The sequence below is a fragment of the Methylocystis sp. L43 genome (assembly GCF_015709525.1).
Lineage (GTDB): Bacteria > Pseudomonadota > Alphaproteobacteria > Rhizobiales > Beijerinckiaceae > Methylocystis.
The window spans coordinates 55,597-80,937 of record NZ_JADNRA010000035.1; the positions used below are offsets into that span (position 1 = coordinate 55,597).

Consider the following 25,341-nt stretch of genomic DNA (forward strand, 5'->3'; position numbering starts at 1 on the left):
GCGCGCACGCATAGCGAAAAAGCCGCCGGCGGACTCTTTTCGGCGGGTCTGTCAACGGCCAAGATTAGCCGGTTTGGCGTCTTACCGTTAAGCTTTGGGATTAACCGGGAACGCAGCAGGCACGAATCAGCGTTCGATCTCAGTTGGCGTTGCGTTCCGGCGAATTTGCGCGACCCTCGATCGCGTCATCGCCGCGTCGATACGAGGAGCGAGGAGAAAACGACCAACAACGCTTAACGCTGCGTCCTTGTCTGGGACGCTTGAACGAGGCGGCGCGGCGTTCGCGCGCGTGGCCCCTCGACGTTGCGGCGGCTTTGCGCGGCGCGCCTCTGCGCCTATTGGTAAACGCCAAGGTTGATTCGCATGTTTGGCGAGACTCCAAAAAACGGAGCGAACCGGCGGTGCGCGAACGGGGGAATAACGGGCCGGAGATCCGGCCGCAGTGGTCAAGGCGCGGCCGAACGCAAACGAACCGGCGGGCCGTCATCGCTCGAGCCAGGGAAAGCTCACTGAAAGGGGCTGGAGCGGGTGAAGGGAATCGAACCCTCGTATTCAGCTTGGAAGGCTGCTGCTCTACCATTGAGCTACACCCGCGTGACGGCGATTCTATGCCAATCTGCGCGGCGCTTGGCAATGGGCGCGCAGACAATGCATTTCCCATTTGACAGCGAGGCGGGACGCCACTAACCGGAGCGCCCACACAGTCTCTCAATACAGGCGGGACGTTCCCACGCTGCTTCTCGAGGACCCATCGACCGTGGCCAAACCCGAACTCGGCGCCAAACGCCAATGTCAGTCCTGCGGGACGAAGTTTTATGACTTTAACAAGGACCCGATCGCCTGTCCGAAATGCGGCGCGATTTATCAGGTTGTGGCGCTGACGCGCGCGGCGGCGCGCGCGCAACAAGAAGAAGAAGAGAGCGAACTCGAAAAGGAGAACCCGGAAACCGTGTCGCTCGAAGAAGTCGAGGAGACGGAGACCGTGGCGGAATCGATCGATGTCGAAGATGATGTGGAGATCGAGGGAGACGACGCCGAAGACGACACCTTCCTCGAGGAAGAAGAATCCGACGACGATGTGTCGGGACTGATCGACGGCGATATCGAAACTGACGAAGAGACCTGAAACTTCGGGGCGTCGTCAGCAGCGCCCGCCTGGCGCGACAGAGCGCGCCGCGGCTTTCAGGTCAGTTGGGGAAAGGGCGGCCGTTTTGGCCGCCTTTTATTTGCCGCGACGCCGGCGCTGCTGGCCGAGCCCCATCTGCTTGGCGAGATTAGACCGCGCCTTGGCGTAGTTGGGCGCAACCATCGGGTAGTCGGCCGGGAGGCCCCACTTCTCACGATAGTCTTCGGGCGACAAGCCGTATTGCGTGCGCAGATGACGCTTCAGCGATTTGAACTTCTTCCCGTCCTCAAGGCAGATGATGTAATCATTGGTCACCGAACGCTTGACGGGAATCGCCGGCTTCGGCGGCTCGGCGGGCGCGGCCGCGGAGCCCACGCCAACGCGCAACAAGGCGTTATAGACTTCGCTGATGAGCCCGGGCAACTCTCCGGCGGGGACTGAGTTGTTGCTCACATAGGCGGAGACGATGTCGGCTGCGAGTTCAATGTTGTTGGCTTGATTCATCGGATTGCTCACCACTTCCTGTTGAGACGGGCGCCGCCCCCGCCGCCCTTGTTCAATGCTTTGCTGCATAGAATCATCGCCTGGCCGTTACTTGTTGACTGCCTAACAGAATAGTGCGACTGCATCAAGAAATATTATGCACTATTGGCGCCGGCCAATTCTGCATAGTTGATCCATCAGAATTTCGCGCGTTACGGCGGTGACGGTCTCATGTTTTCCTTTTTTTTGCTTTTTTTTCTCCGCTAAAAAGCGCTGGTTTGGCGCAGCCAACAGCGGAGGCGCTGCCATATGACTGGTTTCAGAGCCATTCGCATCGACAAAGACGATCACGGTCAACACGCCGAATACGTCGTCATGCGTGAGCGCGACCTGATGGAGGGCGATGTCGACGTCGACATCGCTTTCTCGGCGATCAACTACAAGGACGGTCTCGCCGTCACCGGGAAGGGACCGGTGGTGCGTCGCTTTCCAATGATCCCCGGCGTCGATCTCGCCGGTCGCGTCACGCGCTCCGCGCATCCGGAATTTGCGGCGGGCGACATTGTGGTCGCGACGGCCTGCGGCCTGGGCGAAGCGCATTATGGAGGCTTTGCGGAAAAGGCGCGGCTATCGGGCGACTGGCTCACGAAACTGCCGCCGACGCTGACGCCGGCGCGCGCCATGGCGATCGGCACCGCGGGACTGACCGCCATGTTCTGCGTGCTTGCGCTGGAGCGTCATGGCGCGCGGCCCGAGGACGGGCTCGCGGTGGTGACGGGCGCGACGGGGGGCGTCGGCTCTTTCGCCGTCGCGTTGCTCGCCAAGGCCGGCTGGCGCGTGGCCGCCGTCACCGGACGCGCGAGCGAAGACGCCTATCTCCAACGCCTCGGCGCGTCCGAAATCATCAGCCGCGACGAATTGTCCGCTCCGGGAAAGCCGCTGCAAAAGCAGCGCTTCGCCGTCGGCGTCGACACGGTCGGCGGCGTCACTCTCGTCAATCTTCTTGCGCAGACGCGCTTTGACGGCGCCGTCGCCGCTTGCGGCAATGTCGGCGGCATGGCGCTGCCGGCGAATGTCGCGCCTTTCATACTGCGCGGCGTCGCGCTGCTTGGCGTCGAAAGCGTGCGCCCGCGCATCGCGCTGCGGCGGGCGGCGTGGGCCCGAATTGCGCAGGATCTCGATCCCTCCGCAATCGACGCCATGAGCGAAATCATCCCCTTCGATAAAGCGCTGGATCGGGCTCGTTCGATCGTTGGAGGAAAAATTCGCGGACGCGCGGTCATCGACATGGGCCTGCATCTGTCGCTCCCAGACGCGGGTTGACAGGGTCGCCAGCGCAAAGAAGAGGACCCGGCGCCGCCCCTGCCGCCCTTCACACTTGAAACCGCGACACAGAAACCTGGGTCTTTGAGCCGCCAAGCTAAGCCTTCGTAAGCGCGCGCGAATCGTCGCATCGACGCGCCAATTTCTCGACAAGCGCGCCCGTCTCGGCTCTAATGCCCGTGACGGCCCGCTTGGGCCGATTATTTTTGTTAAGGACGCTCGCCGCATCGGCGCGGCGAACGAAAGGTCAAAAGCGCATGAGTTCGGCTTTTACGAAAGAACAGGACGACGACAATCCGCGCGAGGATCTGCCTGACCGGCCCGTCAGTCCGCACCGCAATCTGGTCACGCCCGAGGGCCTCGAACAGATTGAAGCCGAGCTTGCGCGCCTGCAGAAGGAAATCGAACGCGCGACGGCGAGCGAAGACAATCACGCGCTCGCGCTAGCGCAGCGCGATCTGCGCTATTGGTCGGCGCGTCGCGCCAGCGCCGAAGTTATCCGGGCGATCGCCGATCATTCGCATGTGCGGTTCGGCCATCGGGTCGTCGTCGAACTCGAGGACGGCGAACGCCGCAGTTTCCGGCTCGTCGGCGAAGATGAAGCCGATCCGACCAAGGGGCTCATTCCCTATGTCGCGCCGCTCGCCAAGGCGCTGATGGGCAAGTCCGTCGGCGATAAGGCGGAGGTCATCCACCACAGCGCGCGAATCGTCGAGATCGGGTAGACGCGCGCGCACCACCTTCCGGCGCGCTTCGATGATCAGGCGGCCTTCTTGGCCGCCTTTCCTGCCTTCGAGGCTGGCGTCTTTGCTGCGCTCGGCTGTTTTTTCAGTCGGCGCTTGATCGAGCCCCAAAGTTCGCGCATCTCCTCGGCCGCGACGCCGTCCGGGTTGTATTCGCCGACGCCGCGCCCGAGCCGCGCCGCTTCCTGATAATCGACGCGCGACGAAACGAGCGGCGCGAGGAGCCCGCCCATCGCCTGCAGCGCCTTGGCCCCGAGTTCGACGCGCGCGCTCTGTTGCGCCGGCGGACATTGGTTGAGCAGAAAGGCGTAATCCTTGCCTTTCTCCTTCACGCGCATGCGCGTGATTTCCGACGCCCACAGATCGAAGGCGTTGGGGCGCGCCGGAATGACGCAAAGATCCGCGGCGCGCACGGCCGCCGAAAGATAGTCGCCCTCCTGGCCCGGCGCATCGATAATAGCGAGCGTCACGCCCTTTGCGGCGAGCGCGGCAAGCGCCTTGCTCAGTTTCGACGGGGGCACATGTTCGACCGCGATGTCGGCGGCGCCGCGCGCGCGCGACCATTTGACCAGAGTCTGCAGCGGGTCGAGATCAATGATGAACACGCGTTCCCCAGCCTGGCGCGCGGCGACGGCGACGCTGCTGGCGAGCGTGCTCTTGCCGGCGCCGCCCTTCTGGGTGACGAAAGCGATGGTGCGCATGTGCGACGGTCCAGTCTTGTGATTGATGTCGACGCTGTGCACGCGATACTTAACGAGGGAGATCGAGCTTCCAAACTCGTTCACCTATTTGTAATACTTGCGGCAGGGTTAACCGCGCGTTAACGGCTTGGCTTCAGCGGTCGAGACTCTGATGCCCGGCCGCTATTGACTCCCTCTTCGCCAGACTCTTTTTTCAGGACGCCGCGCTCTTTTGGCGGATTCGGCTACCAGAGATTCTCGCAAGCAAGCCGTCTCGCTATGTTAATCAGTAACCATGTCCGATCTGTTCCAAGCCGCGAAGCTCGAAGACGACGCGCCGCGTCCGCTCGCCGACCGGCTCCGGCCAACGCGTCTCGATGAGGTGGCGGGACAGGATCATCTGCTTGGTCCCGAGGGCGCGCTGACGCGGCTCATCCGCGCCGGCGCGCTGGGCTCGCTCATTTTCTGGGGTCCGCCCGGCACCGGCAAAACCACGGTCGCGCGGCTTCTCGCGCATGAGACCAAGCTCGCCTTCGTGCAGATTTCGGCGATCTTTTCCGGCGTCGCCGATCTGAAGAAGACATTCGAGACGGCGCGCGTCAGACGCGCGGCCGGCCAGGGGACCTTGCTCTTCGTCGACGAGATTCACCGCTTCAATCGCGCGCAGCAGGATTCCTTCCTGCCGGTGATGGAGGACGGCACGATCACGCTCATCGGCGCGACGACCGAGAATCCTTCCTTTGAACTTAACGCCGCGCTGCTCTCGCGCGCGCGCGTGATGACCTTCAAGGCGCTCGACGAAGCGGCGATCGAACAGCTGCTCAAACGCGCCGAAAACGCCGAAGGCAAGCCGCTGCCGCTCGAACCTGACGCGCGCGAAGCGCTGGTCGGCATGGCCGATGGCGATGGCCGCGCGGCGTTGACGCTCGCCGAGGAAATCTGGCGCGCCGCAAAGCCCGGCGAGATCTTCGATCGGACGGGGCTCGTCGACATCGTGCAGCGCCGCGCGCCGATCTACGACAAGGCGCAGGAAGGCCACTACAATCTCATCAGCGCATTGCATAAATGCGTCCGCGGTTCGGACCCCGACGCCGCGCTCTACTATCTCGCGCGCATGCTCGCCGCCGGCGAAGATCCGCTGTTTCTCGCACGCCGCATCGTGCGCATGGCGGTCGAAGACATCGGCCTGGCCGATCCGCAAGCGCTCGTTGTCGCCAACGCCGCCAAGGACGCCTATGATTTCCTCGGCAGCCCCGAGGGCGAACTCGCGCTGGCGCAGGCGGTGATCTATGTGGCGACCGCGCCCAAATCGAACGCCGCCTATGTCGCCTTCAAGCGCGCGCAGCGCGTGGCGGAGGAGAAGGGCTCGCTGATGCCGCCGAAAGTCATCCTCAACGCGCCGACGAAAATGATGCGCGAAGAGGGCTATGGCGCGAACTACGAATATGACCATGATTCGCCCGACGCCTTCTCAGGCCAGAACTACTGGCCTGATTCGCTCTCGCGGCAGAAGTTCTACAAACCGGTCGAGCGCGGATTCGAGCGCGAGATCGCCAAACGCATCGACTATTGGGATCGACTGCGCAAAGAGCGCGGCGATTCATAAAAATGCGCGCGTGAAGACGTCGCGAAATCGAGTCTTTCGCTGTTGCATATTGGTCACGTCCTTTAGCAAAAGCGCCTGTGAACGCCCAAAACCGCAGCGTTTTGATTGACCCCTGGAATGTTTCCAACGTAAGCCTGAACCTATCGGCGCATTGTCGCAGAAGCGGCGATCTTATTCGGCGGGATCGTTTGGAATAGGGGCCGCAGGATCTGAATTTTACTGTAGAGGGGGTCACACATGACCAAATTGCCTGTCGCCGCCGGCCTCGCGCTGGCGCTTACCGCCGGATCGGCGCTCGCCGCCGACCTTCCGCATTATAAGGGCCCCCCGCCGTTCATGCCGCCGCCCTTCACCTGGACGGGCATCTACGGCGGCGTCAACATCGGCGGCGCCTTCGGCAATCAGGACAATCAGTGGACGCGTGAGAACATTCACTCCGCTCTGGGCGCGCCGATTTTCGGCGGCGTGGGTTGGAACCGCAAGTCCAACCTCAGCGGCGTGATCGGCGGCGGCCAGATCGGCTACAACTATCAATTCAATCCCTGGTTCGTCGTCGGCGTGGAAACGGACTTCCAGGGCGCCGGAATTCAGAACACCACCAACGGTTGGGGCCCGGGCGTGACGACGCCTGGGATCGCCATCCCGGGCGTGCTCTCAAGCGCTTATGCCGGCGCCGGTACCGTCAACAGCCGCGTCAATTGGTGGGGCACAGTCCGCGGCCGCGTCGGCGTCACGCCGTTCATGCCCAACCTGATGTTCTACGCCACGGGCGGCTTCGCTTACGGCCAATCCAGCAGCAACTTCAACTATGGATCGACGCGCGGCATCTCCGGCGCCATCCCCTTCGGCCCGTTCGCCATCCCCTACAACATCACCTCGGGCGCCTTCGGCAGCGCGAGCTTCGACAACGTCAAGACCGGCTGGACCGTCGGCGGCGGTTTCGAATATGCGCCGCTGATGTTCCCGAACTGGTCGTTCAAGCTGGAATATGACTATGTCGACCTCGGCCGCACGACCTTGACGACCCTTGGTCTGGGCACCACGACGTTTGCCATCGGACCGTTCGCCGCATCTGCGCCGTTCTTCAACAGCGCGACGACGAGCGTTCAGACACGCTTCCATGTGGCGCGCGTCGGCCTCAACTATCGGTTGAACTGGTTCAGCGCGCCGTCGGCGCCGGTGCTCGCCAAATATTGAGCCAACGGCAAAGCGGCAAACTCCACGCAAATAGAAGCTCGGCCTTTTGGCCGGGCTTTTCTTTTTAAAAACTGCGGCATGTGCGAAAGAGCCGAGAACCGCCGCATAGACCGGGTCAGCCAACTCCTTTAAAGAAAGATGAATCAACGCCGGGCGCGCGATATCCCCCTTGCGTCCGCGGCGGCCAATGGCTCGAGCGGCGCGCCAACGCCACGCCTTTCAGACCGCTCGTGACGGAGCTGACTTCGCGATCATGACCCGTTATCGGTCCGTCCTGGTTCTTGCCGTTCTCGCGAGCCTGGCGATTGGCGCCGCGCTGCCGTCGCTCTTTGGCGCCATGCGCAGCCGCGTCTCGCCTGACCGCCAAAGCGAGGCGACTGAGCCCGGGCCCGCCGACGGCGAAGTTCGGCTTTCCGCCGCTCAGATCGAAGCGTCCAAGATCGCGACGGCGAAGGTCGGCCCTGGCGTCATTACGCGCCGGATCACGGCGCCTGCCGCCGTCAAACCCGATCCGGACAAAATCGCGCGGGTCGCCGCCAAGGTCGCAGGCGTCGTCGAAGAGATGCGCAAGCGTCTGGGAGACCAGGTCGCGCGCGGCGAAATCATCGCGATTATCGACTCCCGCGAAGTGGCCGAAGCGAAAAGCGAGTATCTCGCCGCATCGGCGAATTTCGATCTGCAGAATGTGCTTTTTCAACGCGAAAAAGGGCTTTTCGAAAAGAAGATCACCGCAGAGCAGCTGTTTCTGAAAGCCAAAACCGTCTTCATGGAAGCCAAAGTGAAGCTCGATCTTGCGCGGCAGAAGCTCGCCGCGCTGGACATGAGCGAGCAGGAGATCGCCGCCCTGCCCTCTCAGCCCATCGCCGATCTTCGCCGCAAGGAGATCCACGCGCCGATCTCCGGGCGCGTCATCGAGCGTCTGGTCAGCGTCGGCCAGCCCGTCGGGGGGGAAGGTCAGGCGAAGGAACTCTACGTCATCGCAGATCTCTCTGTCGTAGAGGTCGAACTTGCGGTGCCTGCCGCCGATCTCGGCCTGTTGCGCGATGGCCAGGAGGTTCGGCTGCAAAACGCGGAAGGTCGCGGATTCGACGGCAAGATCACTTATGTCAACGCGCTCATCACGCGCGAGACGCGTTCGGGCCAAGTCCTCGCGCGCTTTGCGAACCCCGATTTCGCACTGCGGCCGGGCAGCCTGCTGGAAGCGGATATCTCGCTCAAGGAGACCCGGGTGAAGCTCGAGGCTCCGCGCTCGGCGGTGATGATCATCGACGGCAAGCCCAACGTCTTCGTTCGCACGACTGAGGGCTTTGCCAAGCGCGAAATCGAGTTGGGACGTGGCGATGATGACTCGGTCGAGGTCGTCGACGGCCTGAAGGAAGGGGAGGAGATCGCCGTTTCTAACGTCTTTCTGCTGAAGGCCGAGCTCGGAAAACAGAGCATCCCGGAGGAATGATGCGCGCGGACGGCCTTTTGTTCTCGTTTCCGTCGATTCAACCGGGCGCCTCTAATGCGCCTTCGACCGCCAGTTGCCGTCGATGATCAAGAATCTCATCGCCTTCTCGGTCCGAAGCCGGTGGCTCGTGGTGTTGATGACAGCGCTCGCCGTGCCGCTTGGCGTCTGGTCGCTCTTGCGATTGCCGATCGACGCCGTGCCGGACATCACGAATAACCAAGTTCAGATCAACGCCTTCGGACCGGCGCTTTCCGCCTTCGAGATCGAAAAACAAGTCACCTATCCGATCGAGAACGCCATCGCGGGAATACCTGGGCTCGAATATACCCGTTCGCTTTCCCGCAACGGCTTCGCCCAGGTGACCGCCGTCTTCGGCGACAGCGTCGATATTTATTTCGCCCGCCAACAGGTGGGCGAACGCCTCACGCTCGCCAAGGAGTATTTTCCACCCGGCGTAGAGTCGCATATGGGCCCGGTCGCCACCGGGCTTTCAGAGATCTACATGTGGTCGGTCGCCTACACGCCGAGAGGCGGGGATGAACCGGCGCCGGAAGGAAAGCCGGGCTGGCAGAGCAATGGCGATTATCTGACGCCGGAGGGGCAGAGACTTCGCAACTTGGTCGAAATGAACGCCTATCTGCGGACGGTGCAAGATTGGATCATCCGGCCTTTGTTGCGCACCGTGCCCGGCGTCGCCGGCGTCGACTCGCTTGGCGGCTACGTCAAGGAATATCACGTTCAGCCCGACCCCGCGAAAATCTTCGCTCTCGGACTGTCCTTCGCCGATCTCGCCGGCATTATCGAGCGCAATAACATCAGCCGCGGCGCAGGCTACGTCGAGCGCAATGGCGAGGGCCTCGTCGTGCGTAGTCCGGGGCGGCTCGAGTCCATGGACGACATCGCCAAGGTCGTCGTGTCGACGAGAGGCGGCACCCCCGTGCGCGTCGAGGATATCGCGGAGGTGGGCGTCGGACGCGAGCTGCGCGTGGGCAGCGCCAGCATGAACGGCGAAGAAGTGGTGATCGGCACCGCGCTGATGCTGATCGGCGCCAACAGTCGTGAAGTGTCGGGCGCCGTCAATGCGAAGATGAACGAGATTCGCCGGCTGCTGCCGCCCGGCGTCGAAGTGCGCACGATCTTAAACCGCACCGTGCTCGTCAACGCTACGATCAAAACGGTCGCCCTGAATCTTGTTGAGGGCGCCGCGCTCGTCATCCTCGTGCTCTTTGTCATGCTCGACAATTTTCGCGCGGCGCTCGTGACGGCGATGGTCATACCGCTGACGATGCTGCTGCTGGGCATAGGCATGCATGTCGGAAAGATCAGCGCCAATCTGATGAGTCTCGGCGCGCTCGATTTCGGGTTGATCGCCGACGGGGCCATCATTGTCACCGAGAACTGCCTGCGCCGTCTTTCGCAGCGTCAGAGCGCCTTGGGCCGCGCGCTCACGCTGGAAGAACGGCTGACGACCGTGATCGACTCGGCGGTCGAGATGCGACGGCCGACCGTCTACGGCCAGGCGATCATCATCCTCGTCTATGTGCCGATCCTGACCTTTTCAGGGGTCGAAGGCAAAATGTTCCATCCGATGGCGATGACCGTCATCATGGCGCTCGCCTCCGAGTTCGTCCTGTCGCTGACGTTCTTTCCGGCGATGATCGCCATTGCGCTTTCAGGTCGCGTGCGCGAATCCGAAAACGTCGTCGTGAGCGTCCTCAAGCGCGCATATGAACCCATTTTGAAATGGGCGATGGCTGCGCCTTTGAAGCCGATCGCGCTGGGCGCGGGCGCCTTCGTCCTCGCGGCGCTTCTCTACTTGACGCTGGGCGAAGAGTTCGTGCCGACGCTCGACGAAAAAAACCTCGCGATGCAGGCGAACCGAATTCCCAGCGCGTCGCTGACGCAGGCGCAGGCGATGCAGTTCGAGATCGAGAGCGCGCTACGCAGTTTTCCCGAAGTCGACTATGTCTTCTCCAAGACCGGCACGGCCGAGATCGCGACCGATCCCATGCCGCCAAACCTGACCGACACATTCATCATGTTGAAGCCGCGCGACAAATGGCCCAACCCAGGCCTCGACAAGGCGGCGCTGATTCAAAAATTGGAGGCGCGGCTCGCGCAACTGCCGGGCAACGCCTATGAGTTCTCGCAGCCCATTCAATTGCGCTTCAACGAATTGCTCGCCGGCGTGCGCGGCGACATCGCCGTAAAAGTGTTTGGCGAAGACTTTAACGTCATGTTGAAGGCTGCCAATCAGATCGCCGGCATTCTCAATTCGATCAAGGGCGCGAGCGACGTCAAGGTCGAACAAGTGGCCGGATTGCCGATTCTCGATGTCGCCGTCAACAAGGGCGCGATTGCGCGGCTTGGCCTCAGCGTCGCCGCCGTGCAGGACGTGATCGGCGCGGCGATCGGCGGACAAAGGGCTGGAGTGGTGTTCGAGGGCGATCGCCGCTTCCCTATTGTCGTCCGGCTGCAAGACAATTTGCGCGAGGACGCGCAGGCTTTGGAGTCCATTCCCGTCGCGCTTCCCGGAGCGGCGAACGACAACGCGCCGGTCGTGCTGCTGAAGCAGGTGGCGAAATTTTCCATCCAGGACGGCCAGAACCAGATTTCGCGGGAAAACGGCCATCGCCGCGTCGTGGTCACCGCCAATGTGCGCGGCCGCGACATCGCGTCCGTCGTCGATGAGGCGCGGGCGAAAATCGAGTCAAAAGTTATCCTGCCGCCCGGCTACTGGATTGCCTGGGGCGGCCAGTTCGAGAATCTCGCGGCGGCGCGCACGCGTTTGATGTTCGTCGTGCCGATCTGCTTTTTCCTCATTCTTCTGCTGCTCTACTCCTCGCTCGGCTCGGCGCGTGACGCGCTGCTGGTGTTCACCGCGGTGCCGCTGGCGCTTTCCGGCGGCGTCGCCGCGCTGTGGCTGCGCGGCATGCCCATGTCGGTCTCGGCCGCTGTCGGCTTCATCGCGCTCTCGGGCGTCGCTGTGCTGAACGGCCTCGTCATGCGCACCTATATTTCGCAGTTGATCGCAGGCGGCATGGCCGAACGCCAGGCGATCTTCAAAGGCGCCATGACGCGACTGCGCCCTGTCGTGATGACGGCCCTTGTCGCCTCGCTCGGATTTCTGCCGATGGCGCTTGCCACGAGTACCGGAGCCGAAGTGCAAAAGCCGATCGCGACAGTCGTCATCGGCGGCCTGATCAGCGCCACGCTTCTCACTCTTGTCGTTCTGCCGGCCCTTTACGCGTTCTTTTGTCGCTCGCCAGAGTCAGCTTCCGCGCAACAAAGCGGGGGCTGACCGTGAGCGTGCGCGGCGTCGCCTCGGTCCTGATCTGCTTCATTCTGAGCGGCGGCGCGTCCCACGCCGAAACCTTGATGGGCGCGATGTGTCGCGCCTACAACGCCAATCCGCAGCTCAACGCCGGCAGAGCGGAGCTGCGCGCGATTGATGAGAATGTGCCGCAGGCGCAGGCCGGCATGAGGCCGCGCATTACGGGCGACGGCTACCTCGGCGTCCAGCGCAATCGCTATATCACGCAACAACGAGACGTCGATCTCAACGACCCCACCCTCTCAGCCCGCACGAAGAGCATCCAAAACGGCGGCAGCGTTCCTCGCTCCGCCACTTTGACCATCGAGCAGCCGATTTTCGACGGCTTCAAGGCGCGAAACGAAACGCGCGCGGCGGAATCGGGCGTATTCGCCGGACGCGAACGTTTGCGCCTCACCGAGCAACAGGTCTTATTTGATGCCGTCGCCGCTTATATGAACGTCTTGCGCGACACGGCGGCGCTCAAACTTCAGGAGAGCAATGTCGCCGTTCTGAAGGAGCAATTGCGCCAGACGCGGGAGCGCTATCAGTACGGACAGATCACCTTGACGGATGTCGCGCAGGTCGAGGCGCGGCTCGCGGGCGGAAAATCTCTTGCCGGCGCCGCGCGCGCGACGCTCGACGCCAGCATCGGCGTCTATCGCAAAACGGTCGGCGTCGAGCCGACGAAGCTCGCGCCGGGCGCGCCGATCGACCGATTGCTGCCGAAGTCGCGCGAAGAAGCGGAACGCATCGCGCAACACGAACATCCGTTCATCCTCGCGGCCCTTCACGAGGCCGACGTCGCCGATCTCGACATCAAGGCGCTCGAAGCCGACTTCATGCCCAAACTATCAATCGTCGGCGACGTTTTTACGCAGACCGACATCGCGGGCATTGGCAATCGCAACATCGGGGCCAAGCTCGGAGGCCATCTCAGCGTGCCGATTTACGAGGGCGGCCTGACGTCCTCCCGCGTGCGGCAGGCGAAGGAGACCGCCGGCCAGCGCCGGTTTGACGCCGACGTCGCGCGCGCCGAGGTTCTCTCGCTCGTGCGCGCCTATTGGGGCGCGCTGCAGGCGGCGAAAACTCAGATTTCAGCAGCGCAAACGCAGATCGCCGCGGCCGAGCGCGCGCTTTACGGCATAAGAGAAGAAGCCAAGGCGGGTCAGCGGACGACGCTCGAAATTCTTATCGCGCAGCAAGAGCTGCTCTACGCCCGCATCGCGCTCGTCTTCGCTCAGCGCGATCGCGTCGTCGCCTCCTATGCCGTGCTCTCTTCGCTCGGGCGGCTTTCTTCGGCCTGGCTTGGCCTTACGCCAAACGGCTATGATCCTGCGATTCACTTCGAGCAGGTGAAGGATCTCTGGGGCGACCCGACCACGCCCGACCGCTAAGATTTACGACGCGTCGCGAATGCTGCGATAAGATGCGAGAGCGCTTCCCGATCACATGGAATCATGTGATCGATAAGGAATCGCTCAAAATCAAAACATTGGAGCAGGTTCTCGTCGAAAAAGTCTGTCAACTTTTTCGGAACCTGCTCTAAAGTTTAAAAAACGGACGCGCCCTGGGCGGCGGAAATCATAAAGGTTGAGGGAGAGGACATCATGCGAGGCGCTTTCACAACATTCGCCGTTGCGATGCTGCTGGCGTTGCTACCGGCGATCCCGGCCAATGCTTTTTGCATGTTCGGCTGCAATCCGACTGAAGCGCATGCGCGGCAGATTTTCGAGAACTTGCTGAAGCAGCGCGTCGACAAGCCGTTCAAGATCGTCGAGTTCAAACAGACGATGACCGAGCGCCTTGAGATGCACGCCACCGGAGAAAAGGGCTACGAAATCTTCTTCAATGCGCGGGTCGAGTTTCCGGAAGGCGCAAATCTCGAATGCAAAGCTGACGAGGCTGGAAAGTTTCCCGAGGGCTGTTCGCCGAGCAACCATTATGTGACTGCGCCGCGCAGTTCCGATCCCCCGGGCAAGCAATATATCGCGCCCGGCTCAACGGTTCTGTTCGATGAGGAATATCGCTTTTATGAAGCGGGCAGCGGCTGGAAAGGCCCGGACGGGAAGGTCTATACGGTCGATTGATAAAAAAACGGGCGCGCAGTGAATGCGCGCCCCGTCTCTACCGACCTCGCTCGCGAGGCTCGGGTTTTTTATTCCTTGGTGTTCTGCGGACAGCCGCAGGCGGCGTCGCAGGCCTTCTTGTTGGCGGCAAGCTCAGCTTTATTGGAGCCGTAATTCATCTTGCGGGCCAGATACTCGTCGTCGCATTTCTCGGCGCATTTGGCCTGCTTGTCTTCGTCCGCTTTATGGACGTCGCAATCTGCGAAGGCCGGGCTGATCATGCCGACGACGAGCGCCGCCGCCGTCACAATGGCGAAATTCCTCATATGGTCGTTTCCTTCCCTTACCCATTCAGGGCGTTTAGACTGCGCTTGCGCTCGACCCCTCCCGCCTTGGAACAGCAACGGCCGCACATAACGCAATGAGCGGCGGGACGATGTCGTATGTGGCCTCTCATGTCAATTGCGCGCCACTGGCGCCATGTCTCAAGCCGCTTCGCCGGTCTATGGCGCGGTTCGCGAAAATCGTCTTGTTTCCATGTTCTTGATGAACACGAAGACGCGGCGTGACGGTTCCTGCGTTTGATCGGCGCAACGCGAAAAGGGCGCGCGATCGCTCGCGCGCCCTAGTACCGCTGTACGAACCAATGAGACTGTTAAAGGCCCTTCGAGTTCTCCGGGCAGCCGCACTTTTCGTCGCACGCTTTCTTGGCGGACTTGATCTTGCTCATGTCCGCCGTCCAGCCCTGCTGGTCCTTGAGATAGGCGTCCTCGCATTTGCTGGCGCAAACGGCCTGATCGTCTTCAGCGTGCGTGTCGCAGCTGATGCGCGTCGCCTGGCTCGGTGCGCGCGAACCGACGCCGGCGTCGAAGGCGAACGACGGCGCGGTCGTCGCCAGAAACAGGGCGGCGGCCGCCGTAAGGGCGTATTTATTCATATGCTGATTTTCCTCTTCTTCGCGTCGTGAGCTTTTTTGTTTTTGTAGAGCGCTGCGTTGAAGACATTGCAACCGCAACGGCTCGAATCCAACGCAAAGCACAGCAACGCTGTCGGAGGACCTCGACTGAGTCAATGGTTTTTTGTCCAGATCTAAGGGGCGAGTTGTCGCAACACATAGGCGAGGATGCCGCCGTTTTTGAAGTATTCCAGCTCGTCGAGCGTATCGATGCGCGCGAGCAGCGGCGCCGTCTTGGTGGACCCATCCGAAAATAAGATCGAGGCGACCAGAGTCTTGCGCGGCGCAAGCCCCTCGCACAGGCCATGGATGGTGACGGTTTCATCGCCCTTGAGTCCGAGCGTGTCCCAACCTGTCCCCTCCGCAAAGGTGAGCGGCACGACGCCCATGCCGACGAGATTGGAACGGTGGATGCGCTCGAAACTTTTGGCGATCACCGCGCGAACCCCAAGCAGCATGGCGCCCTTCGCCGCCCAGTCGCGTGACGAGCCATTGCCATATTCGGCGCCGGCCATGACGACCAGCGGCGCGCCCTCGTCTCGGTAGCGCATGGCGGCGTCATAGATCGGCATGATCTCGCCGCCCGGATAATGCTTGGTCAATCCGCCTTCCGGCGTGAGGCCTTTCGCATCCCGCATCATGTGATTCTTAATGCGGATGTTGGCGAATGTGCCGCGCATCATCACTTCATGATTGCCGCGACGCGTGCCGTATTGATTGAAATCGGCGGGCGCGACGCCATGCTCCATCAGCCATTGGCCCGCGGGCGAAGCCGCCTTGATCGAGCCGGCGGGCGAGATGTGATCGGTGGTGATCTTGTCTCCAAAGAGCGCGAGGATGCGGGCGCCGACGATATCCTCCACAGGCGTAGGCTCGCGCTGCAGACCGACGAAATAGGGCGGGTCGCGCACATAGGTGGACTGCTCGTCCCATGCGTACGTCTCGCTGCTGGGCGCCTCGACGGCGCGCCAGTGCGCGTCGCCCGAAAAGACGTTGGCGTAGGTCTCGCGAAACAGATTGCGCGTCACCTGATCGCGGACGAAGGTCGCTATTTCCGCATTCGGCGGCCAAATGTCGCGCAGATAAACCGGCGCCCCGGCGCTGTCATGTCCAAGAGGCTCCTTCGTCAGATCGATCGCCATCGTGCCCGCGAGCGCATAGGCGACGACGAGCGGCGGCGAGGCGAGATAATTCGCCTGGACGTCGGGATTGACCCGCCCTTCGAAATTGCGGTTTCCCGACAGCACCGAGGCCGCGACGAGGTCATGCTCATTGATGGTCTTCGAGATCGCCGGCGGCAGCGGCCCCGAGTTGCCGATGCAGGTTGTGCAGCCAAATCCCACAAGATTGAAGCCGAGATCGTCGAGATATTTCTGCAATCCGGACTTCGAGAGATATTGCGCGACGACCTGGCTGCCCGGGGCGAGCGAGGTTTTCACCCAGGGTTTCACCTTCAGTCCGCGCGCGACCGCGTTGCGCGCCAGCAATCCCGCGCCGATGAGCACGCTGGGGTTGGACGTGTTGGTGCAGGAGGTGATGGCGGCGATGACGACGTCGCCATGGCCGAGATCGAAACCTTCGCCTTCGACGCCATAGCGCTGCCCGAGTCCGTCTTCCTTCTTATATTCGGTCGCGAGCGCGCCGAGGAACGCCGAGCCGACTTCGGAAAGCGTGGCCCGGCTCTCGGGGCGCTTCGGGCCGGCGAGCGACGGCGTCACCTCCGCAAGATCGAGGCTCAACGTATCGGTGAATTCGGGATCGGGCGCGCCGGACTCGCGCAGCATCCCTTGCGCCTGGGCATAAGCTTCGATCAGCGCGATGCGGTCGTCGGCGCGCCCCGACATCCGCAGATAGGAAAGCGTCTCCTGATCGATTGGGAAGAAGCCGCAGGTCGCGCCATATTCCGGCGCCATATTGGCGATGGTGGCGCGATCGGCGAGGCTGAGATGATCAAGCCCTTCGCCGAAGAACTCGACGAATTTCCCGACCACGCCTTTTTTGCGCAGCATTTGCGTGACGGTCAGGACGACGTCCGTCGCCGTCACGCCTTCCTTTGGCGCGCCGGTGAGCTTGAAGCCGATCACTTCCGGCGCGAGCATCGACAATGGTTGGCCGAGCATCGCGGCCTCGGCCTCGATGCCGCCGACGCCCCAGCCAAGAACGGCGAGGCCATTGATCATGGTCGTATGCGAATCGGTGCCGACCAGCGTGTCGGGATAGGCGAGTTCGACCGTCTTGCCGTCGATGCGCTCGGTGCGCGTCCAGACGGTCTGCCCGAGATATTCCAGATTCACCTGATGGCAGATGCCGGTGCCGGGAGGCACGACGCGGAAATTGTCGAACGCCGACTGGCCCCATTTCAAAAATCGGTAGCGCTCGCCATTGCGCTCATATTCGAGTTCGACGTTGCGGGCGAAGGCCTGCGGCGTGCCGAAACTGTCGACGATCACCGAATGGTCGATGACAAGATCGACGGGAACCAGCGGGTTGATCTTCTGCGCCGTCCCGCCGAGCGCGACGACGGCGTCGCGCATCGCCGCAAGATCGACGACCGCCGGCACGCCAGTAAAGTCCTGCATCAGCACGCGCGCCGGCCGGAAGGCGATTTCGCGTTCCGTCTTGCCTTTCTCCTCGAGCCATTTCGCGAAGGTTTCGATCGACTCCCTGGTGACTGAACGGCCGTCCTCGTTGCGCAGCAAATTTTCGAGAACGACCTTGAGCGAATAGGGCAGGCGGGAGACGTCGCGAAGCCCGTTCTCCTCCGCCGCCCTCAGCGAGAAATATTGATAGGACCGGTTTCCGACGACGAGCGTCTGGCAGGCGTTGAAACTATTGAGAGAGGCCATGGAAGGGTCCTTGCGGCGCGGGAAGGCGGAATCTTTCTAGAAAATTCCATGCCATGGGGGCAAATAGAAAAGACGGGAGCAAAATCGACCCGTCAGCTGCGCCGCTCGCCGCGCAGCGGCCGCTCCTCCATACGCGCGAGGAAAAGCAGGGACAGGCCCACGCAAACGGCAAGCGCCAGAAAAACGAGACGAAAGCTCGAAAACAAAGCGGCGCCGTCGACGTCCGTCTTCATCTCCTCAAGCAATTGCGCGCGGCCGCCGCCAATCGCCAGGGCGGCGAAAAGTGCGACGGCCGCCCCGGCCGCGAGCTGCCGAAAGAATTGCATCGAGGCCGTCGCCGTCCCGAGATCGCGCGAATCGACCGCATTCTGCACCGAAACTGTGGCGACAGGCAGCATCGCGCCGATCCCGAAGGTCGTGACGGTGAGCAAGGCGTTGAGCCAAAGCAGCGAGCGGCCCGAGCCCATCATCGCCGCCGCGCCCAGCGCCGCGAGAGCGCCGGCGCCGAGCCCGAGGAGCGGAGCCGTCTTGTAATGCGTCAAACGCCCCATCAATCGTCCCGACAGTGTGGCGCCGGCGACGGTGCCGACCATCAGGGGAATAAGCGTCAGCCCCGATTCGCTCGCATTCATCCCGCCGCAGATTTCGTAATAGATCGGCATCACGACCGAAAGTCCGACGAACCCGCCGAGCCCAAAGGAGCTCGACAGGATGGCGTCGCGAACGATCCGTAGCCGGAGAATGCGCAGCGGAATGAGCGGCTCCTCGGCGCGCGCCGTGCGCCAGGCGAAAAGTCCCCAGGCGAGGGCGGAGGCGGTCAGGAGCCCGACGATCGGCGCCGACCGCCACGGATAGCGCACGCCGCCCCAGCCGAGCGCCAGCACGAGAAGGCCGGAGCCGGCGATCAGCAACATCGCGCCCAGATAGTCGACGCGATGCGGATGACGCCGCTCCGGCACGCGCTTCAACCTCGAATTGACGATCAGGAGCGCCGCGAGCCCCAGCGGCAGATTGATCCAGAAGATCAGCGACCAATGCCAATATTGCGCAAAAATGCCGCCGAGCGCCGGACCGGCGATGCTGGAGGTGATGAACACCGCGGCGAAATAGGACTGATATCGGCCGCGCTCGCGCGGCGAGACAAGATCGGCGACGATCGTCTGCGCGAGCGAAATCAGGCCGCCGCCGCCAAGTCCCTGAATGACCCTCGCGCCGGCGAGCGCCGCCATGCTCGGGGCCAAAGCGCAAGCGACCGATCCGATCACGAAAGTGATCACCCCGACCAAAATGACGCGCCGCCGTCCGTAGACATCGGCGAATTTGCCGTAGAGCGGCGTCACCACCGTCGCCGCGATGAGATAGGCGGTCACGATCCAGGGCAGATCCTGCGGATCGCCGAGGTCCGCCGCGATGGTCGGCATGGCCGTGACGACAATCGTCTGGTCGAGGGCCGAGAGCAGCATCGCGAGGCCGAGCCCGAACATGACCTGTCGCAGTTCGGCGGGGTTTGGCGGCGGGTTAGCGGACATGGCCTCGGGGGAACAGCACGGGGAGCCCTAACTACAGTGTTGCGGCGCCGAACGAAACCCTCACGCCGGCCTTATAGGGCTTCGCGGATCACCCGCAGCAGCGCCGCCGCATCTTCGAGCCCCCGCAGCAGCGGATGGTCGGCGCCTTGCGGCCTTTCCCGCGCGAGGGCGCGCAGCGCCTGTTCGGAGGCGACGATTCGCGGCGCCAAACCGCGCCGTTTGGCGATGGCGAGCCGCTCGGCCTCGAGCGCGCGCAGCAGGCGCGCCTCGGCCACCGTCAGCGGCGGCTCCTGCTGTTGTCGCGGCGTGTCGATCGGCGCTGGCGTGAGCTCAGGCAGATCGGCATCATCTTCCGAAAGGTCGGCGCGCGCGGCGAAGCCGCTTGCGAGCGCGACGCGCCATCCGAGCGCGAATGATGAGAGGCGCCGGGGCCACGCCAGCGGTCCGCCGCGGCAATGATCGCATCGGCCGCAAGGCCCGCTCTCTTCGCCAAATTCTGCGAGGAGACGCTGAAAGCGGCAGCCCGGCGCGGCTGCAAGCCGGGCCATCGCCTGACGTCTGGCGTAATCGCCGGCGGCCGCGTCATTGTCTTGCGCCGCTTCCGGAATGCGCCAGCGCAGCGCCAGCTCCGCGGGCGAGAACAGCGTCAGCGCGCGGGCCGGCGCGCCATCGCGTCCGGCGCGGCCGATCTCCTGATAATAGCCTTCGACCGAGGTCGGCAGATCGGCGTGAACGATGAAGCGCACGTCGGGCTTGTCGACGCCCATGCCGAAGGCGATGGTCGCCACCATCACCGCGCCCTTGCGGGTAAAGAAAGCGTCCTGGCTCTCCGAGCGCGTGTGGGCGTCGAGCCCCGCGTGATAGGGCAGCGCATCGAAGCCGAGCCGCGAGAGTTCGCGCGCCAGCGCGTCGGTCTTGTTGCGCGAGTTGCAATAAATGATGCCGCTTTCCTTCCCGGCGCCGCGGCCTTTGCGCGCGAATTCGACGATCTGTCGCAGGCCGGCGCGCTTCTGTGCGAAATCGAGCGCAAGATTCGGCCGCGCGAAGGAGCGCTGAAAAATCTCGGGAGGCCGAGAAAACAGCGTGCGGGCGATGTCGTCGCGGGTGCGCGGACCGGCCGTCGCGGTGACGGCGAGCATCGGCGGGGCGCCGAGCTTTCGGGCGATGTCGCCGAGCGCGCGATAGTCGGGGCGAAACTCATGGCCCCAATGCGAGACGCAATGCGCCTCGTCGACCGCGAAGAGTTTTATGCGAATGCTGCGCAATAAATTCTGCATTCCGTCCTGGGCGAGACGTTCGGGGGCGGCGTAAAGCAGCTTTGCCCGGCCCGATGCGACGGCGTCGATCGCGGCGGCGGCCTCATTGTCCTCCTGCATGGAGTGAAGCGCGACGGCGCCGACGCCCGAATCGGCGAGGGTTCGAAGCTGGTCGCGCATCAGCGCGATCAGCGGCGAGCAGACGAGAACGAGCCCGCCCCCCGGCGCCGCGGCCGGCAGCTGATAGAGCAGCGATTTGCCGGAGCCCGTCGGCATGATGGCGATGGCGTCGCGGCCGTCGAGCACCGCCTCGACGATCTCCGCCTGCCCCGGCAGAAAGTCCGGAAAGCCGAAAATGCTGCGCAGCAATTCTTGCGCGGACAGTCCCATCATGGCGCCGCTTGCGGCAGCAGCGCCTCGGCGATTTCGCGCCATTCGTCTTCGAGCGGGCCTCTTTGCGGCTCTCGCCCGGCGCGGCGATACCAGTAGAAGGCGTTCGAAAGATCGCCTTCCTTGCGATGGAGGTAGGCGTGGACCCACATGCTCTGGGGGTCGGATTTGTCGTCGACGCATTTATGCGCCGCGTTCCAATCGCCCGTGGCGTCGAACCACAGCGCGCGCAGCGGCGGCGGGAGCGCCGGCGGCTCGGGTGCCGAAAGCGATTCGAGAAAAGCGTCGACGGTCATGGGCTGCTCTCAAATCATAAGAAGAGCATCATGGCGGCGCGAAGCAGCGCAACAGCTCTTTCTGCATTTCGCCGCGCCAACCATAATTAATCGAGCGAACGACTCTGCTCGGTAGTTAGCGGAAATACCTCCCCCTTGCGGGGAGGTCGGCGGTCGCAGACCGCCGGGTGGGGGTCTCACCGCGCCAGCATGCAATGACCCCCACCCGACCCCGCTTCGCGGGGCCACCTCCCCGCAGGGGGGAGGGAATACGCAAAACCCCAGCCCTCGACTCGATCCAAAGTCGCCAAGCCGACCAACGCGACCGATATTCGTGAAGTTCGCGCTTAGCTATTCGCGTCGGATTCCTGCTCTGAAGTTATGAGTATAACCCCCAGATGTTGACGCACGAAACCATCCCGCGTATCAATTCCTCCAATCTCGAAAGAGAACCCTAATACGCCGAGCCGCCCGAGAGGCGGTAGGCCAACGCCCGGCAGCGCGATGCGCCCCCGGGCGCGTTTTGCTTTGGAGCCTTCGCGCTCGCGGGAGAACAGCATGTTCGAGAGCCTTTCCGATAAGCTCTCCGGCATTTTCGACAAGCTCACACGGCGCGGCGCGCTTTCCGAAGCCGACGTCAATGAGGCGCTGCGCGAAATCCGCCGCGCGCTGCTGGAGGCCGACGTCGCGCTCGACGTCGTGCGCTCCTTCACCGACAAGGTCCGCGACCGCGCGATCGGCGCCGGCGTCATCAAATCGGTGACGCCCGGCCAGATGGTCGTCAAGATCGTCAATGACGTGCTGATCGAGACGCTCGGCCAGGACGCGGAGCCGATCGATCTCGTCGCCGCGCCGCCGCTCGCCATCATGATGGTCGGCCTGCAAGGCGCCGGCAAAACCACGACCACCGCCAAGATCGCCAAACGGCTGAAGGAGCGCCACGGCAAGCGCACGCTGATGGCCTCGCTCGACGTCAAACGCCCGGCGGCCCAGGAACAGCTCGCCGTGCTCGGCCGGCAAGTCGAGGTCGACACGCTGCCGATCGTGCCCGGCCAGACGCCGGTGCAGATCGCCAAGCGCGCGATGGAGGCGGCGCGGCTGCAGGGCTATGACGTGGTGCTGCTCGACACCGCCGGCCGCACGCATATCGACGAGCCGCTGATGGCCGAGATGGCGGAGATAAAGACCTCCTCCAAGCCGCATGAAATCCTGCTCGTCGCCGATGCGCTCACCGGCCAGGACGCGGTCAATCTCGCCCAGAATTTCGATGCGCGGGTCGGGCTGACGGGCATTGTATTGACGCGTATGGACGGCGATGGCCGCGGCGGCGCGGCGCTCTCTATGCGCTATGTCACCGGCAAGCCGATCAAGCTCATCGGCGTCGGCGAAAAGATGGACGCGCTCGACGAATTCTCGCCGACGCGCATCGCCAACCGCATTCTCGGCATGGGCGACATTGTCGCGCTGGTCGAAAAGGCCGCCCAGGCGATCGACGCCGAACAGGCCCGCAAGGCCGCCGAGCGGATGGCCAAGGGCAAGTTCGATCTGCAGGACCTTTGCGATCAGCTCGCCCAGGTGGAAAAGATCGGCGGATTGGGCGGCATCATGGGTCTGCTTCCGGGCGTCGCTAAGATGAAGGATCAGATCGCCGCGTCCGGTTTCGACGACAAGATGGTCAGGCGCCAGCGCGCCATCATCCTTTCGATGACGCCCAAGGAGCGGCGCAATCCCGATCTGATGAAAGCCTCACGCAAGAAGCGCATCGCCGCAGGCTCGGGCGTCAAGGTCGAGGACGTCAATAAGCTCCTCAAGCAGCATCGGCAGATGGCCGATCTGATGAAGTCCTTCGGCGCAGGCAAGCGCGGCGGCGGCATGATGGGCAAGGCGGCGCAAATGATGGGGCTCGGCCCCGGCATGCAGATGCCGTCTCAGGAAGAGCTGCAGCAGCTGCAGGCGAAGCTTGGCGTCCAGCAGCCGAAAGCGCCGCCCGGCGGCATTCCGGCGGCGCCGCCCCCCGATCTTCTCGCCAAGCCAAGCCTGCCGGGGCTCGGCGGCGGCTTGCTGAGCGGATTGAACCCCTTCGGGAAGAAGAAATAGCAAACCGGCGATTGTCGTCGCCGGCCCTTCACTCACCTCAACGCAACAGGAACGAAAACATGTCCCTTAAAATTCGTCTCGCCCGCGGCGGCGCCAAGAAGCGTCCCTTCTATCGTGTCGTCGTCGCCGACTCGCGCTCGCCGCGCGACGGCCGCTACATCGAGAAGATCGGTTATTTCGATCCCTTGAAGGAGAAGGACGCGGCCGACCGCCTCGTGCTCGACACGGAAAAGGCGAAGGCCTGGATGGAGAAAGGCGCGCAGCCAACCGACCGCGTCGCGCGCCTGCTCGACGGCCTTGGCGTGATGAAGCGCGAAGCGCGCAACAATCCGCAGAAGGCGCAGCCCAAGAAGAAGGCGCAGGAGCGCGCCGCCGCGGCGGCCGAGGCCGCAGGCGCGGCGGAAGCGCCGGCGGCGTAAGCCTTCTGTGCGTCACGTTTCATTCGCCCTCATGCTGAGGAGCGCCCAACGGGCGCGTCTCGAAGCACGAGGGCGGACAGCGCGCGCGGCGATTTCCTCGTCCTTCGAGACGCCGCCTGCGGCGGCTCCTCAGGATGAGGAAATCGAATGAAAGGGCCTGCGAAAGGCCTCGTCCTCCTCGGCCGCTTCGGCGCGGCGCATGGCGTGCGCGGCGAGATCCGACTGCAGAGCTTCACCGCCGATCCTTTGGCGATCGCGGCCTATGACGGCCTCACCGATAAAAGCGGGACGCGCCATTTCAGGCTGCGCGCCGTGCGCCCGCAGGGCAAGGACATGCTCGTCGCGCAAGTCGAGGGCGTCGACGACCGCGCCGGCGCCGAGGCCTTAAGCCGCGTCGAAGTCTACGTCGCGCGCGACAAACTCCCCGCGCCGGAAGAGGACGAATTTTATATCGCCGATCTCATCGGCCTTCGCGCCGAAACGGCGGATGGCCAAATGGTCGGCGTCGTCGTCGCGGTGAGAAATTTCGGCGCGGGCGATATTCTCGAGATTGCGCCCGCGCAGGGCCCCGAAAAATTATCAGACTTTGCGGACGAAGCCCCGCGAAGCAAGGTCGGCGTCGAGACGCTGCTTCTGCCCTTCACCAAGGCCACAACGCCCCTCATCGACGTGAAAGCGGGGCGCGTCGTGATCATTCCGCCGACGGAGGTGGAAGGGGAAGCTCCGTAGGCGTTCGCCAGGCAGACTGCGCCGCTCTTCTCCGCTTCCCGCGCTTCATGCCATAACCGCACCATGTTCCGCGCGACGGTCCTGACGCTCTTTCCCGAAATGTTTCCAGGTCCCTTGGGCCTGTCGCTCGCCGGCGACGCGCTGTCGCGCGGCGTCTGGGCGCTTGAGCCGCGGCAGATCCGCGAGCATGGGCTCGGCCGCCATCGCGCCGTCGACGACACGCCCGCCGGCGGCGGCCCGGGCATGGTGATGCGCGCCGACGTGCTAGCGGCGGCGATCGACGCCGCTGCGCCCAAGGACGATCCGCGCCCGCGCCTGCTGATGAGTCCGCGCGGCGCGCCGCTGACCCAGGCGCGCGCGCGCGCGCTCGCCCAAGGCCCCGGCGCGATCATTCTCTGCGCCCGATTTGAAGGCGTCGACGAGCGCATCATCGACGCTCGCGCGCTCGAAGAAATGTCGATCGGCGATTTCGTGCTTTCGGGCGGCGAGATCGCGGCGCTGGCGCTGATCGACGCCTGCGTGCGGCTCATTCCCGGCGTGATGGGCGAAGAAGCCTCAGGCGTCGAAGAAAGTTTTGAGGCCGGGCTCCTCGAATATCCGCATTACACGCGGCCACGCGAGTTCGAGGGGCGCGACATCCCCGACGTGCTGCTCTCCGGCGACCATGCCAGAATCGCCAAATGGCGCCATGAACAGGCGCTGGCGCTGACCCGCGCGCGACGCCCCGACCTGTTGGCGCCCCAGACAGGCGACGCTTCCCGCCACCGCTAAATCTCCGCGCTCTGCTCTATTTTTCATCTGGTCCGCCAGCGCGCGCGATCTAGCTAATAGCAGCGCACCCCGAGCTTGAGC

21 protein-coding genes and 1 tRNA gene are annotated in these 25,341 nt (G+C 63.5%); 13 read left to right on the forward strand and 9 right to left on the reverse strand.

From position 1 onward, the window contains the following. Window positions 1-520 precede the first annotated feature (520 nt). A tRNA-Gly gene (locus IYX23_RS16480) sits at window positions 521-594 on the reverse strand. Window positions 595-757: 163 nt separating this feature from the next. Between IYX23_RS16480 and IYX23_RS16485 the strand changes: the two genes are divergently transcribed. Next, complete coding sequence (locus IYX23_RS16485; RefSeq protein ID WP_196394070.1) at window positions 758-1,126, forward strand: TIGR02300 family protein; 369 nt, start codon at window positions 758-760, stop codon at window positions 1,124-1,126. A 96-nt stretch (window positions 1,127-1,222) separates the two neighbouring features. On the opposite strand, the gene IYX23_RS16490 is transcribed toward IYX23_RS16485, so the two are convergent. Beyond that, window positions 1,223-1,630, reverse strand: a complete 408-nt coding sequence (locus IYX23_RS16490; RefSeq protein WP_196394071.1) for a MucR family transcriptional regulator — start codon at window positions 1,628-1,630, stop codon at window positions 1,223-1,225. Between the two features lie 288 nt (window positions 1,631-1,918). Here IYX23_RS16490 and IYX23_RS16495 point away from each other — a divergent pair, with 288 nt between their 5' ends. Both IYX23_RS16495 and greA read left to right on the forward strand, forming a co-directional pair. Beyond that, window positions 1,919-2,932, forward strand: coding sequence for an MDR family oxidoreductase (locus IYX23_RS16495; RefSeq protein ID WP_196394072.1), 1,014 nt, complete (start codon window positions 1,919-1,921; stop codon window positions 2,930-2,932). 257 nt (window positions 2,933-3,189) lie between these two features. After that, window positions 3,190-3,657, forward strand: a complete 468-nt coding sequence (gene greA, locus IYX23_RS16500) for a transcription elongation factor GreA (protein ID WP_196394073.1) — start codon at window positions 3,190-3,192, stop codon at window positions 3,655-3,657. A gap of 35 nt (window positions 3,658-3,692) precedes the next feature. Here the strand turns inward: greA and IYX23_RS16505 are convergent, their stop codons facing one another. Further along, window positions 3,693-4,460, reverse strand: a complete 768-nt coding sequence (locus IYX23_RS16505; protein WP_348643677.1) for a ParA family protein — start codon at window positions 4,458-4,460, stop codon at window positions 3,693-3,695. A 190-nt stretch (window positions 4,461-4,650) separates the two neighbouring features. Here IYX23_RS16505 and IYX23_RS16510 point away from each other — a divergent pair, with 190 nt between their 5' ends. The 6 genes from IYX23_RS16510 to IYX23_RS16535 all read left to right on the forward strand — a co-directional run bounded on the left by IYX23_RS16510 (window position 4,651) and on the right by IYX23_RS16535 (window position 14,014). Then, window positions 4,651-5,961, forward strand: coding sequence for a replication-associated recombination protein A (locus IYX23_RS16510; RefSeq protein WP_196394075.1), 1,311 nt, complete (start codon window positions 4,651-4,653; stop codon window positions 5,959-5,961). Window positions 5,962-6,198: 237 nt separating this feature from the next. Next, entirely contained in the window at window positions 6,199-7,158 is a 960-nt protein-coding gene (locus IYX23_RS16515; RefSeq protein ID WP_196394076.1) for an outer membrane beta-barrel protein, read from the forward strand. A gap of 253 nt (window positions 7,159-7,411) precedes the next feature. Then, window positions 7,412-8,611 (forward strand): efflux RND transporter periplasmic adaptor subunit, encoded by a 1,200-nt coding sequence (locus IYX23_RS16520; RefSeq protein ID WP_196394077.1) that lies wholly within the window; start codon window positions 7,412-7,414, stop codon window positions 8,609-8,611. An 82-nt stretch (window positions 8,612-8,693) separates the two neighbouring features. After that, window positions 8,694-11,912: a CusA/CzcA family heavy metal efflux RND transporter gene (locus tag IYX23_RS16525; protein ID WP_196394078.1), complete on the forward strand. Its 3,219-nt coding sequence runs from the start codon at window positions 8,694-8,696 to the stop codon at window positions 11,910-11,912. Window positions 11,913-11,914: 2 nt separating this feature from the next. Further along, window positions 11,915-13,321 (forward strand): TolC family outer membrane protein, encoded by a 1,407-nt coding sequence (locus IYX23_RS16530; protein ID WP_196394079.1) that lies wholly within the window; start codon window positions 11,915-11,917, stop codon window positions 13,319-13,321. Between the two features lie 213 nt (window positions 13,322-13,534). Then, window positions 13,535-14,014 carry a hypothetical protein gene (locus IYX23_RS16535; RefSeq protein ID WP_196394080.1) on the forward strand — a complete coding sequence of 160 codons (480 nt, stop codon included), beginning with the start codon at window positions 13,535-13,537 and terminating at the stop codon, window positions 14,012-14,014. A 68-nt stretch (window positions 14,015-14,082) separates the two neighbouring features. On the opposite strand, the gene IYX23_RS16540 is transcribed toward IYX23_RS16535, so the two are convergent. The 6 genes from IYX23_RS16540 to IYX23_RS16565 form a co-directional block, all read right to left on the reverse strand. Next, window positions 14,083-14,319 carry a hypothetical protein gene (locus IYX23_RS16540; protein ID WP_196394081.1) on the reverse strand — a complete coding sequence of 79 codons (237 nt, stop codon included), beginning with the start codon at window positions 14,317-14,319 and terminating at the stop codon, window positions 14,083-14,085. Window positions 14,320-14,648: 329 nt separating this feature from the next. Beyond that, a complete protein-coding gene (locus IYX23_RS16545) occupies window positions 14,649-14,930 on the reverse strand; it encodes a hypothetical protein (RefSeq protein WP_196394082.1) in 282 nt (93 codons plus the stop codon). 152 nt (window positions 14,931-15,082) lie between these two features. After that, entirely contained in the window at window positions 15,083-17,794 is a 2,712-nt protein-coding gene (gene acnA / locus IYX23_RS16550; protein WP_196394083.1) for an aconitate hydratase AcnA, read from the reverse strand. A 92-nt stretch (window positions 17,795-17,886) separates the two neighbouring features. Further along, window positions 17,887-19,323: an MDR family MFS transporter gene (locus IYX23_RS16555; RefSeq protein WP_196394084.1), complete on the reverse strand. Its 1,437-nt coding sequence runs from the start codon at window positions 19,321-19,323 to the stop codon at window positions 17,887-17,889. Between the two features lie 71 nt (window positions 19,324-19,394). Continuing rightward, entirely contained in the window at window positions 19,395-20,972 is a 1,578-nt protein-coding gene (locus IYX23_RS16560; RefSeq protein ID WP_196394085.1) for an ATP-dependent DNA helicase RecQ, read from the reverse strand. After that, a complete protein-coding gene (locus IYX23_RS16565) occupies window positions 20,969-21,265 on the reverse strand; it encodes a hypothetical protein (RefSeq protein WP_196394086.1) in 297 nt (98 codons plus the stop codon). Before IYX23_RS16565 ends, IYX23_RS16560 begins: the two co-directional genes overlap by 4 nt. Window positions 21,266-21,802: 537 nt before the next feature. Between IYX23_RS16565 and ffh the strand changes: the two genes are divergently transcribed. From ffh to trmD, 4 genes are all read left to right on the forward strand, one after another. Further along, window positions 21,803-23,341, forward strand: a complete 1,539-nt coding sequence (gene ffh, locus IYX23_RS16570) for a signal recognition particle protein (RefSeq protein ID WP_196394087.1) — start codon at window positions 21,803-21,805, stop codon at window positions 23,339-23,341. A 59-nt stretch (window positions 23,342-23,400) separates the two neighbouring features. Beyond that, window positions 23,401-23,760 carry a 30S ribosomal protein S16 gene (gene rpsP / locus IYX23_RS16575; protein ID WP_029648641.1) on the forward strand — a complete coding sequence of 120 codons (360 nt, stop codon included), beginning with the start codon at window positions 23,401-23,403 and terminating at the stop codon, window positions 23,758-23,760. A gap of 147 nt (window positions 23,761-23,907) precedes the next feature. Then, the gene (gene rimM, locus IYX23_RS16580; protein ID WP_196394088.1) at window positions 23,908-24,489 is read left to right on the forward strand and encodes a ribosome maturation factor RimM; all 582 of its coding nucleotides are present in this window, start codon (window positions 23,908-23,910) and stop codon (window positions 24,487-24,489) included. A gap of 63 nt (window positions 24,490-24,552) precedes the next feature. Then, complete coding sequence (gene trmD / locus IYX23_RS16585) at window positions 24,553-25,260, forward strand: tRNA (guanosine(37)-N1)-methyltransferase TrmD (protein ID WP_196394089.1); 708 nt, start codon at window positions 24,553-24,555, stop codon at window positions 25,258-25,260. Window positions 25,261-25,341: the final 81 nt, after the last annotated feature.

Bases quoted from the DNA above. Each gene is read 5' to 3' on its own strand.
- IYX23_RS16490 (WP_196394071.1), bottom strand. From the start codon at position 1,630: ATGAATCAAGCCAACAACATTGAACTCGCAGCCGACATCGTCTCCGCC.
- IYX23_RS16560 (WP_196394085.1), bottom strand. From the start codon at position 20,972: ATGATGGGACTGTCCGCGCAAGAATTGCTGCGCAGCATTTTCGGCTTT.
- ffh (WP_196394087.1), top strand. From the start codon at position 21,803: ATGTTCGAGAGCCTTTCCGATAAGCTCTCCGGCATTTTCGACAAGCTC.
- IYX23_RS16565 (WP_196394086.1), bottom strand. From the start codon at position 21,265: ATGACCGTCGACGCTTTTCTCGAATCGCTTTCGGCACCCGAGCCGCCG.
- rimM (WP_196394088.1), top strand. From the start codon at position 23,908: ATGAAAGGGCCTGCGAAAGGCCTCGTCCTCCTCGGCCGCTTCGGCGCG.
- IYX23_RS16540 (WP_196394081.1), bottom strand. From the start codon at position 14,319: ATGAGGAATTTCGCCATTGTGACGGCGGCGGCGCTCGTCGTCGGCATG.
- trmD (WP_196394089.1), top strand. From the start codon at position 24,553: ATGTTCCGCGCGACGGTCCTGACGCTCTTTCCCGAAATGTTTCCAGGT.
- IYX23_RS16545 (WP_196394082.1), bottom strand. From the start codon at position 14,930: ATGAATAAATACGCCCTTACGGCGGCCGCCGCCCTGTTTCTGGCGACG.
- IYX23_RS16510 (WP_196394075.1), top strand. From the start codon at position 4,651: ATGTCCGATCTGTTCCAAGCCGCGAAGCTCGAAGACGACGCGCCGCGT.
- IYX23_RS16535 (WP_196394080.1), top strand. From the start codon at position 13,535: ATGCGAGGCGCTTTCACAACATTCGCCGTTGCGATGCTGCTGGCGTTG.
- IYX23_RS16555 (WP_196394084.1), bottom strand. From the start codon at position 19,323: ATGTCCGCTAACCCGCCGCCAAACCCCGCCGAACTGCGACAGGTCATG.
- rpsP (WP_029648641.1), top strand. From the start codon at position 23,401: ATGTCCCTTAAAATTCGTCTCGCCCGCGGCGGCGCCAAGAAGCGTCCC.
- acnA (WP_196394083.1), bottom strand. From the start codon at position 17,794: ATGGCCTCTCTCAATAGTTTCAACGCCTGCCAGACGCTCGTCGTCGGA.
- IYX23_RS16515 (WP_196394076.1), top strand. From the start codon at position 6,199: ATGACCAAATTGCCTGTCGCCGCCGGCCTCGCGCTGGCGCTTACCGCC.
- greA (WP_196394073.1), top strand. From the start codon at position 3,190: ATGAGTTCGGCTTTTACGAAAGAACAGGACGACGACAATCCGCGCGAG.
- IYX23_RS16520 (WP_196394077.1), top strand. From the start codon at position 7,412: ATGACCCGTTATCGGTCCGTCCTGGTTCTTGCCGTTCTCGCGAGCCTG.
- IYX23_RS16525 (WP_196394078.1), top strand. From the start codon at position 8,694: ATGATCAAGAATCTCATCGCCTTCTCGGTCCGAAGCCGGTGGCTCGTG.
- IYX23_RS16495 (WP_196394072.1), top strand. From the start codon at position 1,919: ATGACTGGTTTCAGAGCCATTCGCATCGACAAAGACGATCACGGTCAA.